Source organism: Paraliobacillus zengyii (assembly GCF_003268595.1).
GTDB classification, from domain to species: Bacteria; Bacillota; Bacilli; order Bacillales; family Amphibacillaceae; genus Paraliobacillus_A; species Paraliobacillus_A zengyii.
Map to the genome: position 1 here is coordinate 665,817 of NZ_CP029797.1, position 16,384 is coordinate 682,200.

Annotated in this window: 13 protein-coding genes; 11 read left to right on the top strand and 2 right to left on the bottom strand. The window is 36.0% G+C overall.

All coding sequences use genetic code 11. The features are described from left to right. Nucleotides 1-38: 38 nt before the first annotated feature. The 10 genes from DM447_RS03330 to DM447_RS03375 all read left to right on the top strand — a co-directional run bounded on the left by DM447_RS03330 (nucleotide 39) and on the right by DM447_RS03375 (nucleotide 12,245). A complete protein-coding gene (locus tag DM447_RS03330) occupies nucleotides 39-1,397 on the top strand; it encodes an NAD(P)-dependent oxidoreductase (RefSeq protein ID WP_112179892.1) in 1,359 nt (452 codons plus the stop codon). A gap of 32 nt (nucleotides 1,398-1,429) precedes the next feature. Continuing rightward, nucleotides 1,430-2,713 carry an NAD-dependent dihydropyrimidine dehydrogenase subunit PreA gene (gene preA / locus DM447_RS03335; RefSeq protein ID WP_112179893.1) on the top strand — a complete coding sequence of 428 codons (1,284 nt, stop codon included), beginning with the start codon at nucleotides 1,430-1,432 and terminating at the stop codon, nucleotides 2,711-2,713. A 388-nt stretch (nucleotides 2,714-3,101) separates the two neighbouring features. Continuing rightward, nucleotides 3,102-4,520 (top strand): dihydropyrimidinase, encoded by a 1,419-nt coding sequence (gene hydA / locus DM447_RS03340; protein ID WP_112179894.1) that lies wholly within the window; start codon nucleotides 3,102-3,104, stop codon nucleotides 4,518-4,520. Between the two features lie 30 nt (nucleotides 4,521-4,550). Then, complete coding sequence (locus tag DM447_RS03345) at nucleotides 4,551-4,769, top strand: hypothetical protein (protein WP_112179895.1); 219 nt, start codon at nucleotides 4,551-4,553, stop codon at nucleotides 4,767-4,769. Nucleotides 4,770-4,960: 191 nt separating this feature from the next. Then, nucleotides 4,961-6,616, top strand: a complete 1,656-nt coding sequence (locus DM447_RS03350) for a PucR family transcriptional regulator (RefSeq protein WP_162632554.1) — start codon at nucleotides 4,961-4,963, stop codon at nucleotides 6,614-6,616. Between the two features lie 169 nt (nucleotides 6,617-6,785). After that, nucleotides 6,786-8,249 carry a CoA-acylating methylmalonate-semialdehyde dehydrogenase gene (locus DM447_RS03355; RefSeq protein ID WP_112179897.1) on the top strand — a complete coding sequence of 488 codons (1,464 nt, stop codon included), beginning with the start codon at nucleotides 6,786-6,788 and terminating at the stop codon, nucleotides 8,247-8,249. An 18-nt stretch (nucleotides 8,250-8,267) separates the two neighbouring features. Continuing rightward, nucleotides 8,268-9,611 (top strand): aspartate aminotransferase family protein, encoded by a 1,344-nt coding sequence (locus DM447_RS03360; protein ID WP_112179898.1) that lies wholly within the window; start codon nucleotides 8,268-8,270, stop codon nucleotides 9,609-9,611. A gap of 29 nt (nucleotides 9,612-9,640) precedes the next feature. Continuing rightward, a complete protein-coding gene (ald, locus tag DM447_RS03365; protein ID WP_112179899.1) occupies nucleotides 9,641-10,765 on the top strand; it encodes an alanine dehydrogenase in 1,125 nt (374 codons plus the stop codon). A gap of 193 nt (nucleotides 10,766-10,958) precedes the next feature. Beyond that, complete coding sequence (locus DM447_RS03370; RefSeq protein ID WP_112179900.1) at nucleotides 10,959-11,153, top strand: YwbE family protein; 195 nt, start codon at nucleotides 10,959-10,961, stop codon at nucleotides 11,151-11,153. Nucleotides 11,154-11,273: 120 nt separating this feature from the next. Next, nucleotides 11,274-12,245 (top strand): glycosyltransferase, encoded by a 972-nt coding sequence (locus tag DM447_RS03375; RefSeq protein WP_112179901.1) that lies wholly within the window; start codon nucleotides 11,274-11,276, stop codon nucleotides 12,243-12,245. Between the two features lie 100 nt (nucleotides 12,246-12,345). Here the strand turns inward: DM447_RS03375 and DM447_RS03380 are convergent, their stop codons facing one another. Then, complete coding sequence (locus DM447_RS03380; protein WP_112179902.1) at nucleotides 12,346-13,257, bottom strand: DMT family transporter; 912 nt, start codon at nucleotides 13,255-13,257, stop codon at nucleotides 12,346-12,348. Nucleotides 13,258-13,489: 232 nt separating this feature from the next. Here DM447_RS03380 and DM447_RS03385 point away from each other — a divergent pair, with 232 nt between their 5' ends. Next, the gene (locus DM447_RS03385) at nucleotides 13,490-15,493 is read left to right on the top strand and encodes a carbohydrate-binding domain-containing protein (RefSeq protein ID WP_112179903.1); all 2,004 of its coding nucleotides are present in this window, start codon (nucleotides 13,490-13,492) and stop codon (nucleotides 15,491-15,493) included. 36 nt (nucleotides 15,494-15,529) lie between these two features. On the opposite strand, the gene DM447_RS03390 is transcribed toward DM447_RS03385, so the two are convergent. Beyond that, a complete protein-coding gene (locus DM447_RS03390; RefSeq protein ID WP_112179904.1) occupies nucleotides 15,530-16,207 on the bottom strand; it encodes a CPBP family intramembrane glutamic endopeptidase in 678 nt (225 codons plus the stop codon). Nucleotides 16,208-16,384: the final 177 nt, after the last annotated feature.

The following is a 16,384-nucleotide window of genomic DNA, read 5'->3' on the forward strand; positions in this document are numbered from 1 at the left end:
TGATTAACATAATATTAGAAAGGGGTAGATCGAATTTGATGCATACGACACCTGAAGATTTAATAGGTAACTTTAAAGAAGCAAATGCCGGTTTAACAAGTCAGAAGGCAATGGATGAATCTAATCGCTGTTTATATTGTTATGATGCACCTTGTATAAAAGCGTGTCCAACAAGTATTGATATCCCTTCTTTCATTAAAAAGATTGCTAGTGGTAATATGAAGGGTTCAGCTATTAAGATTATGACTTCAAACCCAGTAGGTGCTAGTTGTGCAAGAGTTTGTCCTACAGAAGAGCTTTGTGAAGGTGCGTGCGTTTTAAATGAAGAAACAACACCAATCATGATTGGTGATCTCCAACGTTATGCGACAGATTGGGCAATTAAAAATGAACAAGTCTTATTTAAAGCAGGTAAGTCTAATGGAAAAACAGTGGCAATTGTAGGTGGTGGTCCAGGTGGATTATCAGCTGCTAGAGAATTAGCATTGCTAGGATATAAGGTTACTATTTTTGAAGCAGAGGAACGTGCGGGAGGTTTAAATAGTTATGGTATTGTATCTTTCCGTTTACCACAGGACGTGGCTTTATGGGAAGTGGAACAAATAGAAAGTCTGGGTGTAGAGATAAGGACGAACACGACGATAGGAAAAGATATTCCAACAAGTGAACTATTAGATCGTTACGACAAAGCAGTACTTGCTATCGGAATGTCAAGCGTACCTGATTTAGGTATGGAGGGGGAAGATCTTGACGGTGTTCTGGATGCAATTGAGTTTGTTAAAAGTACGAAAACACCGCCCATTACGGATGAAATGATTGGTAAAAAGGTGGTAGTAATTGGGGCTGGTAATACAGCAATTGACGGGGCTACTTGTTCTGTGCGTCTCGGTGCAGAAAATGTGAAGATATTGTATCGTAGAACAGCTGATGAGATGACGGCCTATGACTTTGAATACGAGTTTGCAAAACAGGATGGAATTGAATTTAATTGGTTAACGCAACCAACCAAAGTCATTAGTGATGAAAATGGAAAAGTAAAAGCCATAGAGTGCATAAAGATGGAACTAGGAAATCCTGATAAGGATGGAAGACGTAGACCAGTAGCGGTAGAAGATTCAATATTTACATTAGAAGTAGATTATGTGATTAAAGCAATTGGACAGTCAAGGTACACAAATTTAATAGAAGGATTTGGCTTACAGCATGATGATGGTGTCGTAACAATAAATGAAGAAACGTATCAAACTTCAAACACAAAAGTTTTTGCTTGTGGAGATGTTATTTTTGGTAAAGGTCAAGGAGAAGCGATGGTAGTTTCGGCAGCAGAGCAAGGTAAGCAAGTGGCCTATGCACTGCATCGAGAGCTGTTTGGTTTTGCTGAAGGAACAGCTTCGTAAAAGCAAATACTACAAAAATAGGAGGCCAATATATGGCAGACTTAAGTATCAATATGGCTGGTATTAAATCACCGAACCCATTTTGGTTGGCATCTGGTCCGCCAACAAATACTGGTTACCAAGTTCAACGAGCATTTGAAGCTGGATGGGGTGGTGCTGTTTGGAAGACGTTAGGTGATCCAGTAATTAATACGTCATCTCGTTTTGCGGCTATTGGTTTTAATGGTCAACGCGTTGCAGGATTTAATAATATTGAATTAATCACTGATCGTCCGTTGGAAATAAATTTAAAAGAAATTTATGAAACAAAGAAAAAATATCCGGATCATGCAATTATAGCTTCTGTGATGGTTGAACCACAAAGAGAAAAATGGCATGAAATAATGAAACGTTTAGAGGATGTTGGTGTTGATGGCTATGAATTGAATTTTGGCTGTCCGCATGGTATGGCGGAACGTGGAATGGGAGCCGCATCTGGTCAAGTACCAGAATTAGTAGAAAAACAAACATATTGGGCAAAAGAAGCTACAACAAAACCAGTAATTGTTAAGCTAACTCCAAATATAACAGATATTACAGTAACTGCAGAAGCGGCTGTTCGTGGTGGGGCAGATTCTATCAGTATGATTAATACGATCAATAGTTTAGCTGGTGTTGATATTGATACGTGGAATACGATTCCTCATGTCGGTAACAAAGGAGCACATGGTGGATATTGTGGTCCAGCAGTTAAACCAATCGCCTTGAATATGGTGGGCGAGTGTGCCAGGAATGAAAAAATAGGCATTCCGATTTCTGGAATAGGTGGTATTTCTAATTGGCAGGATACGGTGGAATTTATGCTGATGGGCTCTACAAGTGTCCAAATTTGTACGGCAGCAATGCATCATGGTTTTAGAATTGTAGAAGACATGATTGATGGATTAGACAATTATTTAGATAATAAAGGTATAGACTCTGTGATGGATATTGTCGGTCAAACGGTACCGAAATACTCTAATTGGGGAGATTTAGATCTTAACTATAAAGTGGTAGCACAGATTGATAATGACACATGTATTAATTGCAATAAGTGTTATATTGCTTGTGAAGATACGTCACATCAATGTATAGATATGTTAAAGGATGGGGGTGGAAGAGACATACTTCAAGTGCGTGAAGAAGATTGTGTAGGCTGTAATCTTTGTCAAATTGTTTGTCCGGTTGATGGAGTGATTAGTATGGTTGAAGTTGATACCGAATTCCCACCAATGACATGGAATCAAAGAGAGGCTGTCACTGGAACAATAGGTAGTAACGCTAACTTAATTAAATAATGTATTCAACTTTCTCGCCAAAAAACAAGTGCGAAACGACAGCTTTAAGTGTTTGAATAACATCTCTTATATTACTTAACAGTCTCTAAAAAAGTCCGCTTTCCGTGGGAACAACAAATCGCAGGCTTACAATAGCTACCAACTATTACGAAAAAATGATTATACAAAAGAATGCCGCTTAATACTAGCGTCGGAAATGTACGTAGACTCCTGTGGGAACAGCACGGGCTGAAGATCCACTTTGTAAAGTGATCTTTACTTTACGAAGTTAGCTGAAGTCGTGCCCACGGAAAGCGAAGTATATTTCCAAAGCGGTATGTCGCGTTATCATTATCTATCACGTTCGTAAAATCAATCGCAATGTTGCTTAAAAATAAGGAGGATAATAATGACTCAAAAAATAATCAAAAATGGAACAATTGTTACGGCATCAGATACGTATCAAGCTGATTTATTAATTGAGGATGAACAAATTGCTTTAATTGGTCAAGGGTTGGCTATAGAAGGTGCTGAAATAGTTGACGCTTCAGGTTGTTATGTTTTTCCTGGTGGAATTGATCCGCATACGCATTTAGAAATGCCATTTGGTGGAACAGTGAGTAAAGATGATTTTGAAACGGGTACGATTGCAGCAGCTTTCGGTGGAACTACGTCACTGATTGACTTCTGTATTACGAGAAAAGGGGAAACGTTAAAAAATCCTATTAAAGAATGGCATGCTAAATCAAAAGACAAGGCTGTTATTGATTATGGGTTTCATTTAATGATTAGCGAGATTAATGAGAATGTACTAAATGAGTTACCATCTATTCTAGAAGATGAGGGGATTACTTCATTTAAAGTATTTATGGCCTATAAAAATGTGTTTCAAGCAGATGACGGTACATTATTCCAAACATTGAAAACGGCAAAAGAACTTGGAGCACTTGTTATGGTTCACGCTGAAAATGGTGATGTGATTGATTATTTGGTCAATGAAGCATTAGAAGCTGGTAACACAGATCCCATCTATCACGCTTTAACACGTCCGCCTGAAGCGGAAGGTGAAGCAACCAGTAGAGCAACTGAGTTAACGGGTTTAGCTAATTCACAGTTATATGTGGTTCACGTATCTTGCGATGAGAGCGCACAGAAAATTAAAGCAGCCCGTGAAAAAGGTTATGATGTCTGGGGAGAAACTTGTCCACAATATTTAGTTCTTGATCAATCTTATATGGAGAAACCTAATTTTGAAGGTGCTAAATATGTGTGGTCACCGCCGCTTAGGGAAAAGTGGAATCAAGAGAAATTATGGATGGCTTTAAAGAATGGATATTTACAAACGATAGGTTCAGATCAATGCTCATTTGACTTTAAAGGGCAAAAGGATTTAGGTATCGATGATTTCACGAAAATACCAAATGGAGGTCCGATGATTGAGGATCGATTTAGTATTTTGTTTTCAGAAGGAGTGAAAAAAGGCCGGATTACATTAAATCAATTTGTTGATATTACCTCGACTCGAAGTGCAAAACTATTTGGTTTATATCCTAAAAAAGGAACAATCGCTGTTGGCAGTGATGCTGATATTGTTATTTTTGATCCAAATGTAGAAAGAACTATCTCTGTTGATACGCATCATATGGCTGTAGATTATAATGCATTTGAAGGGATGGAAATAACAGGAGAACCTGTTACCGTATTCTCGCGTGGTGAATTCGTTATTCGAGACAAACAGTTTGTCGGAAAGCTAGGGGCAGGAAACTATTTAAAACGGGCACGCTACGGTGATATGTTGACGAATAATAGTGATAAATTAACCGTGTAAATGTATTGCTAATGAAGGGGGTGTTCCTTTTTGTCAGAGTATGAAGAATTTGCTAAAGAAAGAGAGACAATTGACGATTTGTTAAAAAAAGGATATGTCATACTGGGTTTAAAAGATAATTTAGATGGAGCAATGGTTGTTTTTGAAAAAGAGAAAGAAACGCCTGAAAAACTACATGTATTTATGGCTGATACTCGAAAATATGTTTCTAACTTGATTTTTGGGTATCAGCAGATGCCTAAAATATGACTTGTAAAAAAGTTTCGGAGAATAGTAGTTATTCTCTGAAACTTTTTTTATATAGGCAGATTACCTTACAAATCAATCGTAGTCATCTGGAATAAATGTTACAGTAGTACAAAGCTAATAACTGCGATTTAGGCAGGGATATACGTTCTGCAGTTAATCAAAATCAACGATTCGGTGTGGGGGGATTATTATTGGGCTCATTTCAATTAACTGTTAGAGATGTCTTGCAGCATAAGTGTTTTAAGAATGCGAAGGTAATAGCTGGTGAAGATGGACTTGATAATGTTATTCGTTGGGTTCATATTATGGAGGTAACAAATTTTGAAGAATTATTAAATGGTTCTGAACTCATTCTTTCTACAGGTATAGGATGGAAGGATTTTAAAAAAACAAGTGTTGATTACTTGGAACGATTAATTAGAGCTAATGTTTCAGGTCTTTGTATTGAACTTGTAAAGTATGCAAACGAAATACCAGAGAAAATGATTGAACTTGCTAATAAGCATAATATGCCAATTATCGTTTTTTATCAAGAAGTACGGTTTATTGATATAACGCAAGATATTAATACAGAGCTAATGAATAATCAATATAAGATTTTATCTGATTTAGAAGAGTTTTCGAGAAAACTTAACTATACCATGTTGTTACCTAATGCTTTCAAACGTGTGTTGAAACTGATAAATCAATACTTAAATGTACAGGTGATTTATCTAGCGAAAAACACAGAAGAAACTATTTTTGTTCCTTTGCAACATGAAATGGAACAAATAAAATTAATAGAAACAGTGAAAAATTTCAAGGAAAAAAGACTCGTCAATCGAAATAAACAATTTATTGCAGCTAATGGCTCCTATGTTGGTCAACCTGTGCAAGCGCTCGATCATAAGTTTGCTGACTTAGTTATTTTTCCGAAATATAAGAATGCTACTGAGTATGAATTACTTGTTTTAGATCGATGTGCAAATGCTATTTCTCAAGATTTGGTTCGGATACTTTACATGGAAGAACAAAGAAAACAAAAGGAACAGCAATGGGTTTATGAATGGCTGAATGGCGAATATCACGCCGAAGAAATACAACAATATATATCTTCTCTAGATTCTACTTTAAAACCTAACGGTGCTACAGTATGTATTTGTCGATTAAATCAAGTACTTGATGACTCCAAACACTCCTATTTTTTAGCCATCCTTAGAAATGTATTACAAAGTCACGGCTATTTCCTGATATCACTATATGACCATAAGCAGTTTACACTTATTTTTATTAATCAACGTTCCTTAACGGATTGGAAGGAGAGATTGAAAAAAGCTTTGAATCATGTTAATCAAATGAATTTATATGAGATAGAGGCATCTAACCATGCGCTATTTGGCGTTGGTAAGATGATCGTAGACCTTGAAAAAATTCAAGAAAGTTATGACACAGCAAAAGAAGCGCTCCTAATTCAAAATCAAGCAAAACTCAGTGATGAGATTTTTTATGAGGATTTACATATTTATCGGCTAGTTTCAAGTTTAAGTAAAACAATTAACTTACATGATTATATTAATGAATATATCGGGACTGTTATAGAATATGATCAGATGCATAATAGTGAGTTACTCTATACTTTACGAGTATTTTTGGAATCTAATGGGTCAAAAAATGATGCAGCAAAACGCTTATTTGTAGTGAGACAAACGTTATACCATCGCCTAGATAAATTGAAAGAGTTATTAGGTGAGGATTTCATGGATGCTTCTAAGCGATCAACAATCGAATTTTCTCTTCATGCACATCGCTATATGAATCCACCTAAAAAAATTGTTGAAACTACATCGATTAATGCTATTGAAAATTAAAAACATTAACTGAGATTGTGTTTAAAGACACGGTCTTTTTTTTGCGTTCAACAGCACATTATAATTGTGAAATAGATTCTTAAAACCTTTAACGCTTTGTCTAATGATATAGGTATTTGAAAAAATCTATAATAGATGTAATCAGATAATATCTAAGGAGGATGCACATATGTCATTGCTTCAACAAAACCTAGCAACAATAAAAAACTTTGTAGGCGGTAGTTGGATAGATTCGACTACGAGTGATTACCAGGAGGTAATTGACCCCTCTAATGGAAATGGCATCGCAAAGGTTCCTATTTCAACAGAAACAGATATTAATAACGCGGTAGAGATAGCTCATAAAGCTTTCAATAAATGGAGAAAGGTTTCTGTACCTAAAAGAGCGCGGATTCTATTTAAATATCATGAACTGCTAACAAAAAATCATCAACAATTGGCTGAACTAGTCTCAAAAGAAAATGGAAAGAGTTATAAAGAGGCATACGGAGAAGTGTTGCGTGGCATTGAATGTGTTGAATTTGCAACTGGAGCTCCTTCATTAATGATGGGAGAGAATTTATCTACAATTGCAACGGATATAGATTCTCAATTTTTTCGTTATCCGATAGGTGTAGTGGGTGGTATCTCGCCCTTTAATTTTCCCATGATGGTACCGTGCTGGATGTTTCCATTAGCAATTGCGTGTGGGAACACATTTATTTTGAAACCATCGGAAAGAACGCCGCTACTCGCAAATAAATTAGCAGAGTTGTTACAAGAAGCTGGCTTGCCTGATGGGGTATTTAATATTGTTCATGGTGCACATGATGTTGTAAATGGGTTAATTGAGCATGAGCAAATAAAAGCTATATCATTTGTAGGATCTGAGCCAGTAGCGAAATACGTCTATAAAAAGGCAGCAGCTAACGGCAAACGTGTTCAGGCTCTAGCTGGTGCTAAAAATCATCATATCGTTATGCCTGATGCAGATAGGAAAATTGCAATTCAACATATAATAAGCTCTGCATATGGAAGCGCAGGACAACGTTGTATGGCATGTAGTGCCGTAGTTGCTGTTGGTGATAATGCTGATGCATTTATGGAAGCATTTAAAGCTGAAGTTGACCAAGTGAAAATGGGTAATGGCATGGATGAAGAAGTTACGTTAACACCGATTATAAGTAAAGAGAGCGTAAAAAATGCGCTTAGCTACATTGATAAAGGAATTGATGAAGGTGCTGTTTTACTGCGTGATGGAAGAAAAGAAATGGAATTATTCTCTGAAGGGAATTTCTTAGGTCCAACTATCTTTGATTACGTAAAGCCAGAGATGGCCATAGCAAAAGATGAAATTTTCGCACCCATTGTAAGTGTAATGAGAGCGGCTGATTTGGATGAAGCTTTAGAAATCGTAAATAACTCGCGATTTGGAAATTCCGCTACTATTTATACGGATAGCGCTAAGGCTGTAAGACAATTTAGAGAGGATGCAGAGCCAGGTATGTTGGGTGTGAATATTGGTGTTCCTGCACCAATGGCCTTCTTTCCGTTTTCAGGTTGGAAGAATTCATTCTTTGGGGACTTACATGTTAACGGTAAAGACGGCGTTTCATTTTACACACGAAAAAAAATGATTACTTCTAGATTCTAATAGAATGGAGTGAAGAAAATGGTCATAAGTCAAGAAGAAGATCTCTTGCAGAAAGATACCAAAAATGTTTGGCACTCCATGAAAAAGTATGCACCAGAGTCTACCATGATCATTAAAGAAGCAAAGGGATCTTGGATAACAGATGTTGACGGTAAACGTTACATGGATGCAATGAGTGGATTGTGGTGTGTAAATGTTGGTTATGGAAGAGAAGAATTGGCAAAAGCAGCGTATGAACAAATGGTCGATCTTCCTTATTATCCACTGACACAAAGTCATTTACCAGCTATTAAGCTGGCTGAAAAATTAAATGAATGGCTTGATGATGACTATGTTTTTTTCTTCTCCAATAGTGGTTCGGAAGCAAATGAAGCTGCCTTTAAGATAGTCAGGCAGTATCATCATCAAAACAACCAGACAGAACGTTATAAATTTATTTCACGTTACCGCGCTTATCACGGTAATACAATGGGCGCGCTAGCAGCTACTGGTCAAGCTGCTCGAAAATTCCGCTATGAACCACTTGCACAAGGTTTTTTACATGTTGCGCCACCAGACTGTTACCGTAGTTCTCATGCTCCAGATGGTACATGTTGTGCAGAAAGTGCAAAAGAGATTGATCGTGTTATGACTTGGGAGTTTGATAAGACTATTGCTGGTGTTATTATGGAACCGATTATAACCGGTGGAGGGGTATTGATTCCTCATGACAATTATTTAAAAGAAGTTCGAAAGATTTGTGATGATCATGGTGCATTATTAATTATAGATGAAGTAATCAATGGATTCGGCAGAACTGGGGCTCCATTTGGATTTATGAACTATGGGATTAAACCAGACATTATCACAATGGCGAAGGGTTTAACAAGCGCATATTTACCTTTGGCTGCAACGGCAGTTCGACGAGATATCTATGAGGCATTTAAAGGATCAGAAGAATATGATCATTTTCGTCATATCAATACATTCGGAGGGAATCCAGCGGCATGTGCTGTTGCTTTAAAAAATTTAGAAATTATCGAAAGGGAGCAGTTAGTAGAAAGGTCTAAAAAACTAGGTGAAAGATTAAAGTTAGAAATGGATGAATTAAATAATCATCCAAACGTAGGTGATGTTCGAATTAAAGGATTATTAATAGGAATTGAGCTAGTAGAAGATAAACAGACGAAAGTGCCAGTTCAACCTGAAGTTCTTCAAAGGGTAATTAAGAACTGTAAAGAAAGAGGGTTAATTATCGGGAAAAATGGGGATACAGTTGCTGGTTTTAATAACGTTATTACACTTAGTCCCCCACTCAGTATGACTGACGAAGATTTTGAGTTTATGGTCGTAACAGTAAAAGCCTGTATTTGGCTTATTTAATCAAATAGGATAATAAGGAGGCGGCACTCGTGGACATTGGTATCCCAAAAGAAATAAAGAACAATGAAAATAGAGTTGCTATAGTTCCATCAGGTGTGAGTCATTTTACAGAGTCAGGCCACGATGTTTTTGTTCAATCTGGAGCAGGTATAGGTTCTGGATTTACGGATGAAGACTATCAAAAAAATGGGGCAAACATAGTATGGACTGCTAAAGAAGCATGGGATCAGGAAATGGTTATGAAAGTTAAGGAGCCATTGCCTGAAGAGTATCCATTCTTTAAAGAAAACATGATCTTGTTTACTTATTTACACCTTGCAAATGAACCAGAATTAACAACCGCATTACTAAAACGAAAAGTAACTAGTATCGCCTATGAATCAATTCAACTGCTAAATGGCTCTTTACCATTACTTACACCAATGAGTGAAGTTGCAGGTAGAATGGCAACACAGATTGGTGCACAATTATTAGAAAAGATAAATGGTGGTAAAGGAATCTTGTTATCGGGTATTCCAGGTGTTAGTAGAGGGAAAGTTACCATTATTGGTGGGGGAGTTGTAGGTACCAATGCAGCTAAAATAGCAATCGGGCTTGGTGCAGGTGTAACTATACTAGACGTTAATCCAGAAAGATTAAGAGAATTAGATGATTTATTTGGTAACTCGGTTCAGACTATGATTTCTAATCCGATGACGATTGCCGAATCAGTTAAGCAAGCAGACCTAGTTATTGGTGCAGTACTGATACCAGGTTATAGAGCACCAATTATTATAACAGAAGACATGGTTAAGTCTATGAAAGAAGGAACTGTTATTGTTGATGTGGCAATCGATCAAGGAGGAATTGTTGAAACAATTGATCGCATAACAAATCACGATTCCCCGACATATATTAAACATGGTGTTGTGCATTATGCTGTTGCGAATATGCCTGGAGCTGTTCCTAGAACGGCTACGTTAGGACTAACAAATGTAACGACCCCATATGCAATAATGATTGCGAATCATGGTATAGAAAAACTAGTTTCAGCAAATCGAGTTTTATTGAACGGCATTAATACAATGGACGGATTTGTTACGAATCGCGCAATAGCTGAAGTCCATGGTTTAAAATATTATGAAGTGGCAGCATTAATGATGGAGTTAACGTAGTAGTCAAAGCTTTTTCACAAAACTAAAAGTAGAAATCAATTTAACAATTGCTTCTACTTTTAGTTTTGTTTATTTTTGGTCATATTGATAAAAATGAGTGAAAATTTCATAAACAGTTGTTTTTAAAGAGAAAAAGGGTGAGAATAAGGGTTAAATCAAAAACTATTGTAAAAGAAAAAGGAGATTCATTATTATGCCAGGCACGATTCGAAATAATATAAAAATAGGCGCAAAGGTTAGAGTTGTTCAAAAACAGGACCAGTCTTCGGGGAAACTTACTGAGGGCGTTGTTTCAAGATTGCTGACTAATTCGCAAACACATCCACATGGTATCAAAGTAAAATTAGAGAATGGGATCGTTGGTAGAGTAAAGGAAATAGTGTATTAATAGACTATAGTTTATACAAAGTCTCTGCATCTATAGATGTAGAGACTTTTTCTATATCCTATGTAACACTCTATTTATTTTTTCATAGGATATAGAAAAAGAAATAATGGAGTGAATCATATGGTCAATCAAGATAAGTCTAAATTAAAGTTATTAATCCTAATTAAGGATTTTGATAAAATATATCTTAAACATAAAATGAAGTATGAAATGATTCGGGCCTTAGAACAATTCGCAGATGTGTATTACTGGAAACGTGATGGAGATATCTTGGATATTATTAAACAGATCGGAGTTAGACCAGATTTCATTCTACATTATGATATAGGATGGGAGAATTTCTTTTCACCAAAAATAACGAATCTAGATAAAATTGATATTCCAAAAGGTTGTTATGTTATTGATACGCATTGGTATAAGAAAAAAAGAGTAGACTATTTTACTAGTAATAAAATTGACTTAATCTTCTCGGTTACGAAGGACTCCTTTCTAAAGCACTTTCCTACTTTTGAGTCAAAGTTTAGATGGACTCCCTTCTCTATTTCACCTGATGTATTTAAAGATTGGGAGCAGGAAAAGACAATTAAATTTCTACTTATGGGATTAGTATATGATGGAACACGTAGAAGTCCTGCTAAAGGTCAATACAAATTTAGAGAAGAAGTACAGAGGCAAATGGAGAAAGTGGAAGGTTTTAAATTCATTCGACATCCTGGTCATCGCACACGAAAAAATCACATGGTGAATGAAGGGTTTGCTAAAGAACTAAATAGAGCTGAAATTTTCTTTACCTGCGGAGGTGCTAGGCAATATCCTGTTATGAAGTTCTTTGAAGTACCTGGGTGTAGAACACTACTTCTAGCAGAACCAAACCCCGATATTTTAGAACTAGGATTTACCGATAAGGAAAACTTTATCGCTTGTGATTCTAATGACTTATATGAAAAAGCACTCTATTATAGTGAGAATGAAATAGAAAGAAACAAAATAACGGATAATGGTTACAACTTTATTCATCAATACCACACAAATGCAGTTCGAGCGAAGCAGTTTATTAATTTTATGGAAGAATTTATTGAGGAAGGCAAATAATTCGGAAAATGATTCTCACATTTATGGTCATGTCTATCTTCAAGGTAGCAGTGCCTTGAGGTTGTAATATTATAAAAAGTGTAATGTTTTTTCTGACTTTTTATTTTATTGGAGGAATACTGCCTATTTTCGGTTCTGTTGCTATCCATACTAAGCCTAATACAATAACAAAACCACCAACGATCTGTGTAGTTGATATAATTTCATTAAAGAATAAAACACCTGTAGTAGTAGCGGATGCAGGGACAAAATACCGAAAGAAATTCGATTTTGTAGCGCCAACGTTTTTCATGGAAAGATTCCAAATTACAAAGGCAAAAACCGTACAAAAAAGGACATTATAAATTATTGCACCAAAAGTTATAGGTGAGAGTTCACCCCACGGGATGCTATCCCATCGACCAATTGTAAATGGGATTAAAAATAACGAGCCAAACAATATATACCAAGTTGTTACACGCATTGGGGAGTACTTAATCATTAGAGGCATACAAGCTAAATTAAATAACGCACCTATCAAACTAATAAATAGAGCAAGTAGATTCCCAAACATATATTCTGAACTTAAGTCAAAACCAGCCTTTCCACCCAAAATAATAAGTGAGACACCTATTAGAGCAACAAAGCCACCAATTGCTAAACGCACTGTCATTTTTTCTCGAGTAAATAAGGGTGCAAACAGAGCTGCGAAAATAGGCCAAGGTGCCACATTTAATAAGGAAGCATTAGCAAGGGTCGTATATTTAATCGAATACATTAGAAGTAATTCGAGAGTAGTTACGCCAATAAACCCAATAATCGCGATTTTTATAAGATCTTTCTTCATTACACCTACACTGCCTTCAGTAAGTTTTAGAATTATAAATAAAAAAGGCAGTGCTAATCCAAAACGTAACAGTACAAAAATCTCTGCAGGAAAAATATCCATTGCCCAGCGTGAGATACCGAAATTAACTCCCCAAATAATAGCTACTAAAATAAGTCCTATGTAATAAATTAGTTTTGATTGCACTGTAAATACCACCTATTCGTCGATAATATAGCAATTTTAAAATGTAACCGCTGTATTTTATTATATCAGTTGTTGCTTTAAAGAGTGTAATAAGAATAAGATTGTTTAAAAATATAAATTCCCATGTTGTAGAAAAAATTACATTTGTTAAGTTTTCTTTAAGCTTTTATATGTATTATCAGCTTAAGATAACAGGTCAAAAGAAATAATATGTAATGAGGGAGTTTTATAAATGAGCAAAATATCTAGATACATTAAATTATTTATTATTTCAATATGTGCAATGGTTTTGTTTGCGTGTAGTAATGATAATACATCTGAAACGGAAAGTAGCACAGAAACAGAAGTTGCAAGTGCTGTTGTGACGGAAAACGTGAGTGATTTGGTTAGCTATGATGACGATGATTACTTAACTGAATGGGATGAGGATGACGCAACATATATCGAATTAGATGGTAGTGAAATCCAAGCAGAAGGCGATGTTATCATTTCAGATGGATCGATAACGATAAAAACATCTGGAACTTATGTAGTCAGTGGTGAGCTAACTGATGGACAGATCATTGTTGATGCAGAAGATGAGGGTACAGTTCACTTAGTGCTAAACGGTGTAAATATTACGGATTCCAATAGCGCACCTATTTATGTGAAGCAGGCACAAAAAACGATTCTAACCATTCAAGAAGGTACAGAAAATGTGGTGACTGATGGTACAGAATATGTTTATGATGATGAAGAAGCAGAAGAACCAAATGCTGCAATATTTAGTAACGATGATTTAACAATTAATGGTACTGGGACATTGTCGGTACAAGCTAATTTCAATAATGGTATTACGAGTAAGGATGAATTAAAAATTGTTGAAGGTACTATTGATATTGTAGCAGCAGATGATGGATTAATGGGAAGAGATCTATTAGCAATCAAGGATGGTAGTTTTACGATTGATGCTGCCGGTGATGGTCTAAAATCAACACAGGATGAAGATGAAGAAAAGGGTAATATTGTAATCGAAAATGGAACGTTTGATGTTATATCTGGTAGTGACGGTATTCAAGCAATCAATTCCCTCTATATTGTTGATGGTACCTATAATTTTGTTTCTGGTGAAGGTAGCCCAGATACAATTGAAACAGGTGGCGGTATGGAACAAGCTTGGGGTGAAGAGGCAGCAACTACAACAACAGAAACAGAAGAACCAAGTACAAAAGGTATTAAAGCAACGGTTGATATTACAATAATTGGCGGAACATTTACAATGGATACACTAGATGATGCTGTGCATAGTAATGGAAGTGTTACGATCGCGGACGGTTCGTTTACTATTGCAACTGGCGATGACGGGGTGCATGCTGACTCAACAATTGACATATTAAATGGAACGATAAATATTACAAAAAGTTATGAAGGCATTGAGAGCAATATTATAACCATAGAAGATGGCGAAATTAACGTGGTAGCAAGTGATGATGGAATTAACATTGCTGGCGGTGACGCTGCAGCAACAGTAGAAGGTTACTCTGAATCAGAGGCTAATGGTTTAAATATCAATGGTGGATTTATAACAGTAGATGCTGAAGGTGATGGTTTAGATGCCAATGGATCCATTTATATGTCTGCTGGAACGGTGATCGTTAACGGTTCAACTAATGGTGGGAATGGTTCGCTTGATTATGATGGAGAATTTGAAATAACTGGTGGAACTCTCGTTGCAAGTGGTAGCTCGGCTATGGCGTTAGCAACTTCTGACTCATCCACGCAGAATGCGATAATGATGACTTATACGGAAACACAAGTTGCTGGTACAACAGTACATTTAGAGGATGAATCTGGAAATATAATCGTAACGTACACACCAAGTAAGGATTACCAAACTGTACTCATTAGCAGTAAAGATCTAGAGACAGACACAAGTTATACTTTATATACTGGTGGCTCCTCGACGGGTACTAATATTGGCGGTTTGATAACTGATGGTGATAACTATCAAGATGGTGAAGAGGTTGTAACTTTCACCCCAACAGAGACGGTTCAATGGATTGATGAATCGGGTACGACAACTGCTGGAAGCACTGGTGGTATGGGTAATATGGGCGGTAGGGGAGGAGCCGCCGGAGAGAGACCAGAAGGAGATTTTGGTGTGCCCCCTGAAGATGGAATGGAAAGAGGAGAAATGCCAGAAGGTGGATTTAATCCAAATGACACCAGTGAAACGGAAGAGAATACAGAAAGTTAAAAAACAGAAAAAGCCGCTGATAGCGGCTTTTTTCGTTTAAATAATCCCAAACAAGATAAAACCAATTGTATTAATGGCTAAGTTAGCACTTAAGTGAATCATCCATGAAGGATAGATAGTCTTGCTTTTTTCATTTACCCAATTGAATAGTAATCCTGCAATAAATAAACTAATAATTATCAAGATAAATAACAAAGGGGAGAACCAGCTTGTCATTATGGAAACGTGATATAGAGAGAATGCTCCAGCACTAAATACGTAAGCAACCTTTCTACTAGTAACACCTTTAAGTGATAAAAAAGCAAACCCTCGAAAGAAAAATTCTTCTAAAAGTGAATTAATAATAGATATGTAAAGGGCAACAAAAATAAAATTCGATTTTGATACGCCAATGTTGTTCTCTAAGGTTGCAGTTATATTTGAAAAATCAAAATAAGGACCGATGAGTAAATAGCTTCCGAAAATAAAACAATAAACTCCTATTGCTAATAGTATCGGGAATAGTGTCTGTCCCTTCTTTAACTGAAACAGCTTGCAAAAAGATGTATTTTTATCAATTAACGCATAACTGGCAGGGATAAGAAAAAATAGAATAAGTTTAATAGCAGATTTTATTGCGTAAATAGGTGATAGAACACTATCTATCCAAGCCATTATTAAACAGCCTAGAATAACAAGAATGAATATGGAAATTATGCTTTTATTTCTTTCCATGAGAAAAACCTTCTTTAATCTACGGATTTTATAAAGAATATAAATTCAATTTTATCATGTTACCAATATCCTTCATAATAGCTTGTGAAAATATAGTATCACAATCTTTTTTATAATAAATAATTTTCAATTTTAATGATATTACAGACAGATTAATGATAATATGGTTAATATATG

What these genes read in the sequence shown, in the direction of transcription:
- DM447_RS03330 (WP_112179892.1), top strand. Translation starts at nt 39, where the DNA reads ATGCATACGACACCTGAAGATTTAATAGGTAACTTTAAAGAAGCAAAT.
- preA (WP_112179893.1), top strand. Translation starts at nt 1,430, where the DNA reads ATGGCAGACTTAAGTATCAATATGGCTGGTATTAAATCACCGAACCCA.
- hydA (WP_112179894.1), top strand. Translation starts at nt 3,102, where the DNA reads ATGACTCAAAAAATAATCAAAAATGGAACAATTGTTACGGCATCAGAT.
- DM447_RS03355 (WP_112179897.1), top strand. Translation starts at nt 6,786, where the DNA reads ATGTCATTGCTTCAACAAAACCTAGCAACAATAAAAAACTTTGTAGGC.
- DM447_RS03360 (WP_112179898.1), top strand. Translation starts at nt 8,268, where the DNA reads ATGGTCATAAGTCAAGAAGAAGATCTCTTGCAGAAAGATACCAAAAAT.
- DM447_RS03370 (WP_112179900.1), top strand. Translation starts at nt 10,959, where the DNA reads ATGCCAGGCACGATTCGAAATAATATAAAAATAGGCGCAAAGGTTAGA.
- DM447_RS03375 (WP_112179901.1), top strand. Translation starts at nt 11,274, where the DNA reads ATGGTCAATCAAGATAAGTCTAAATTAAAGTTATTAATCCTAATTAAG.
- DM447_RS03385 (WP_112179903.1), top strand. Translation starts at nt 13,490, where the DNA reads ATGAGCAAAATATCTAGATACATTAAATTATTTATTATTTCAATATGT.
- DM447_RS03390 (WP_112179904.1), bottom strand. Translation starts at nt 16,207, where the DNA reads ATGGAAAGAAATAAAAGCATAATTTCCATATTCATTCTTGTTATTCTA.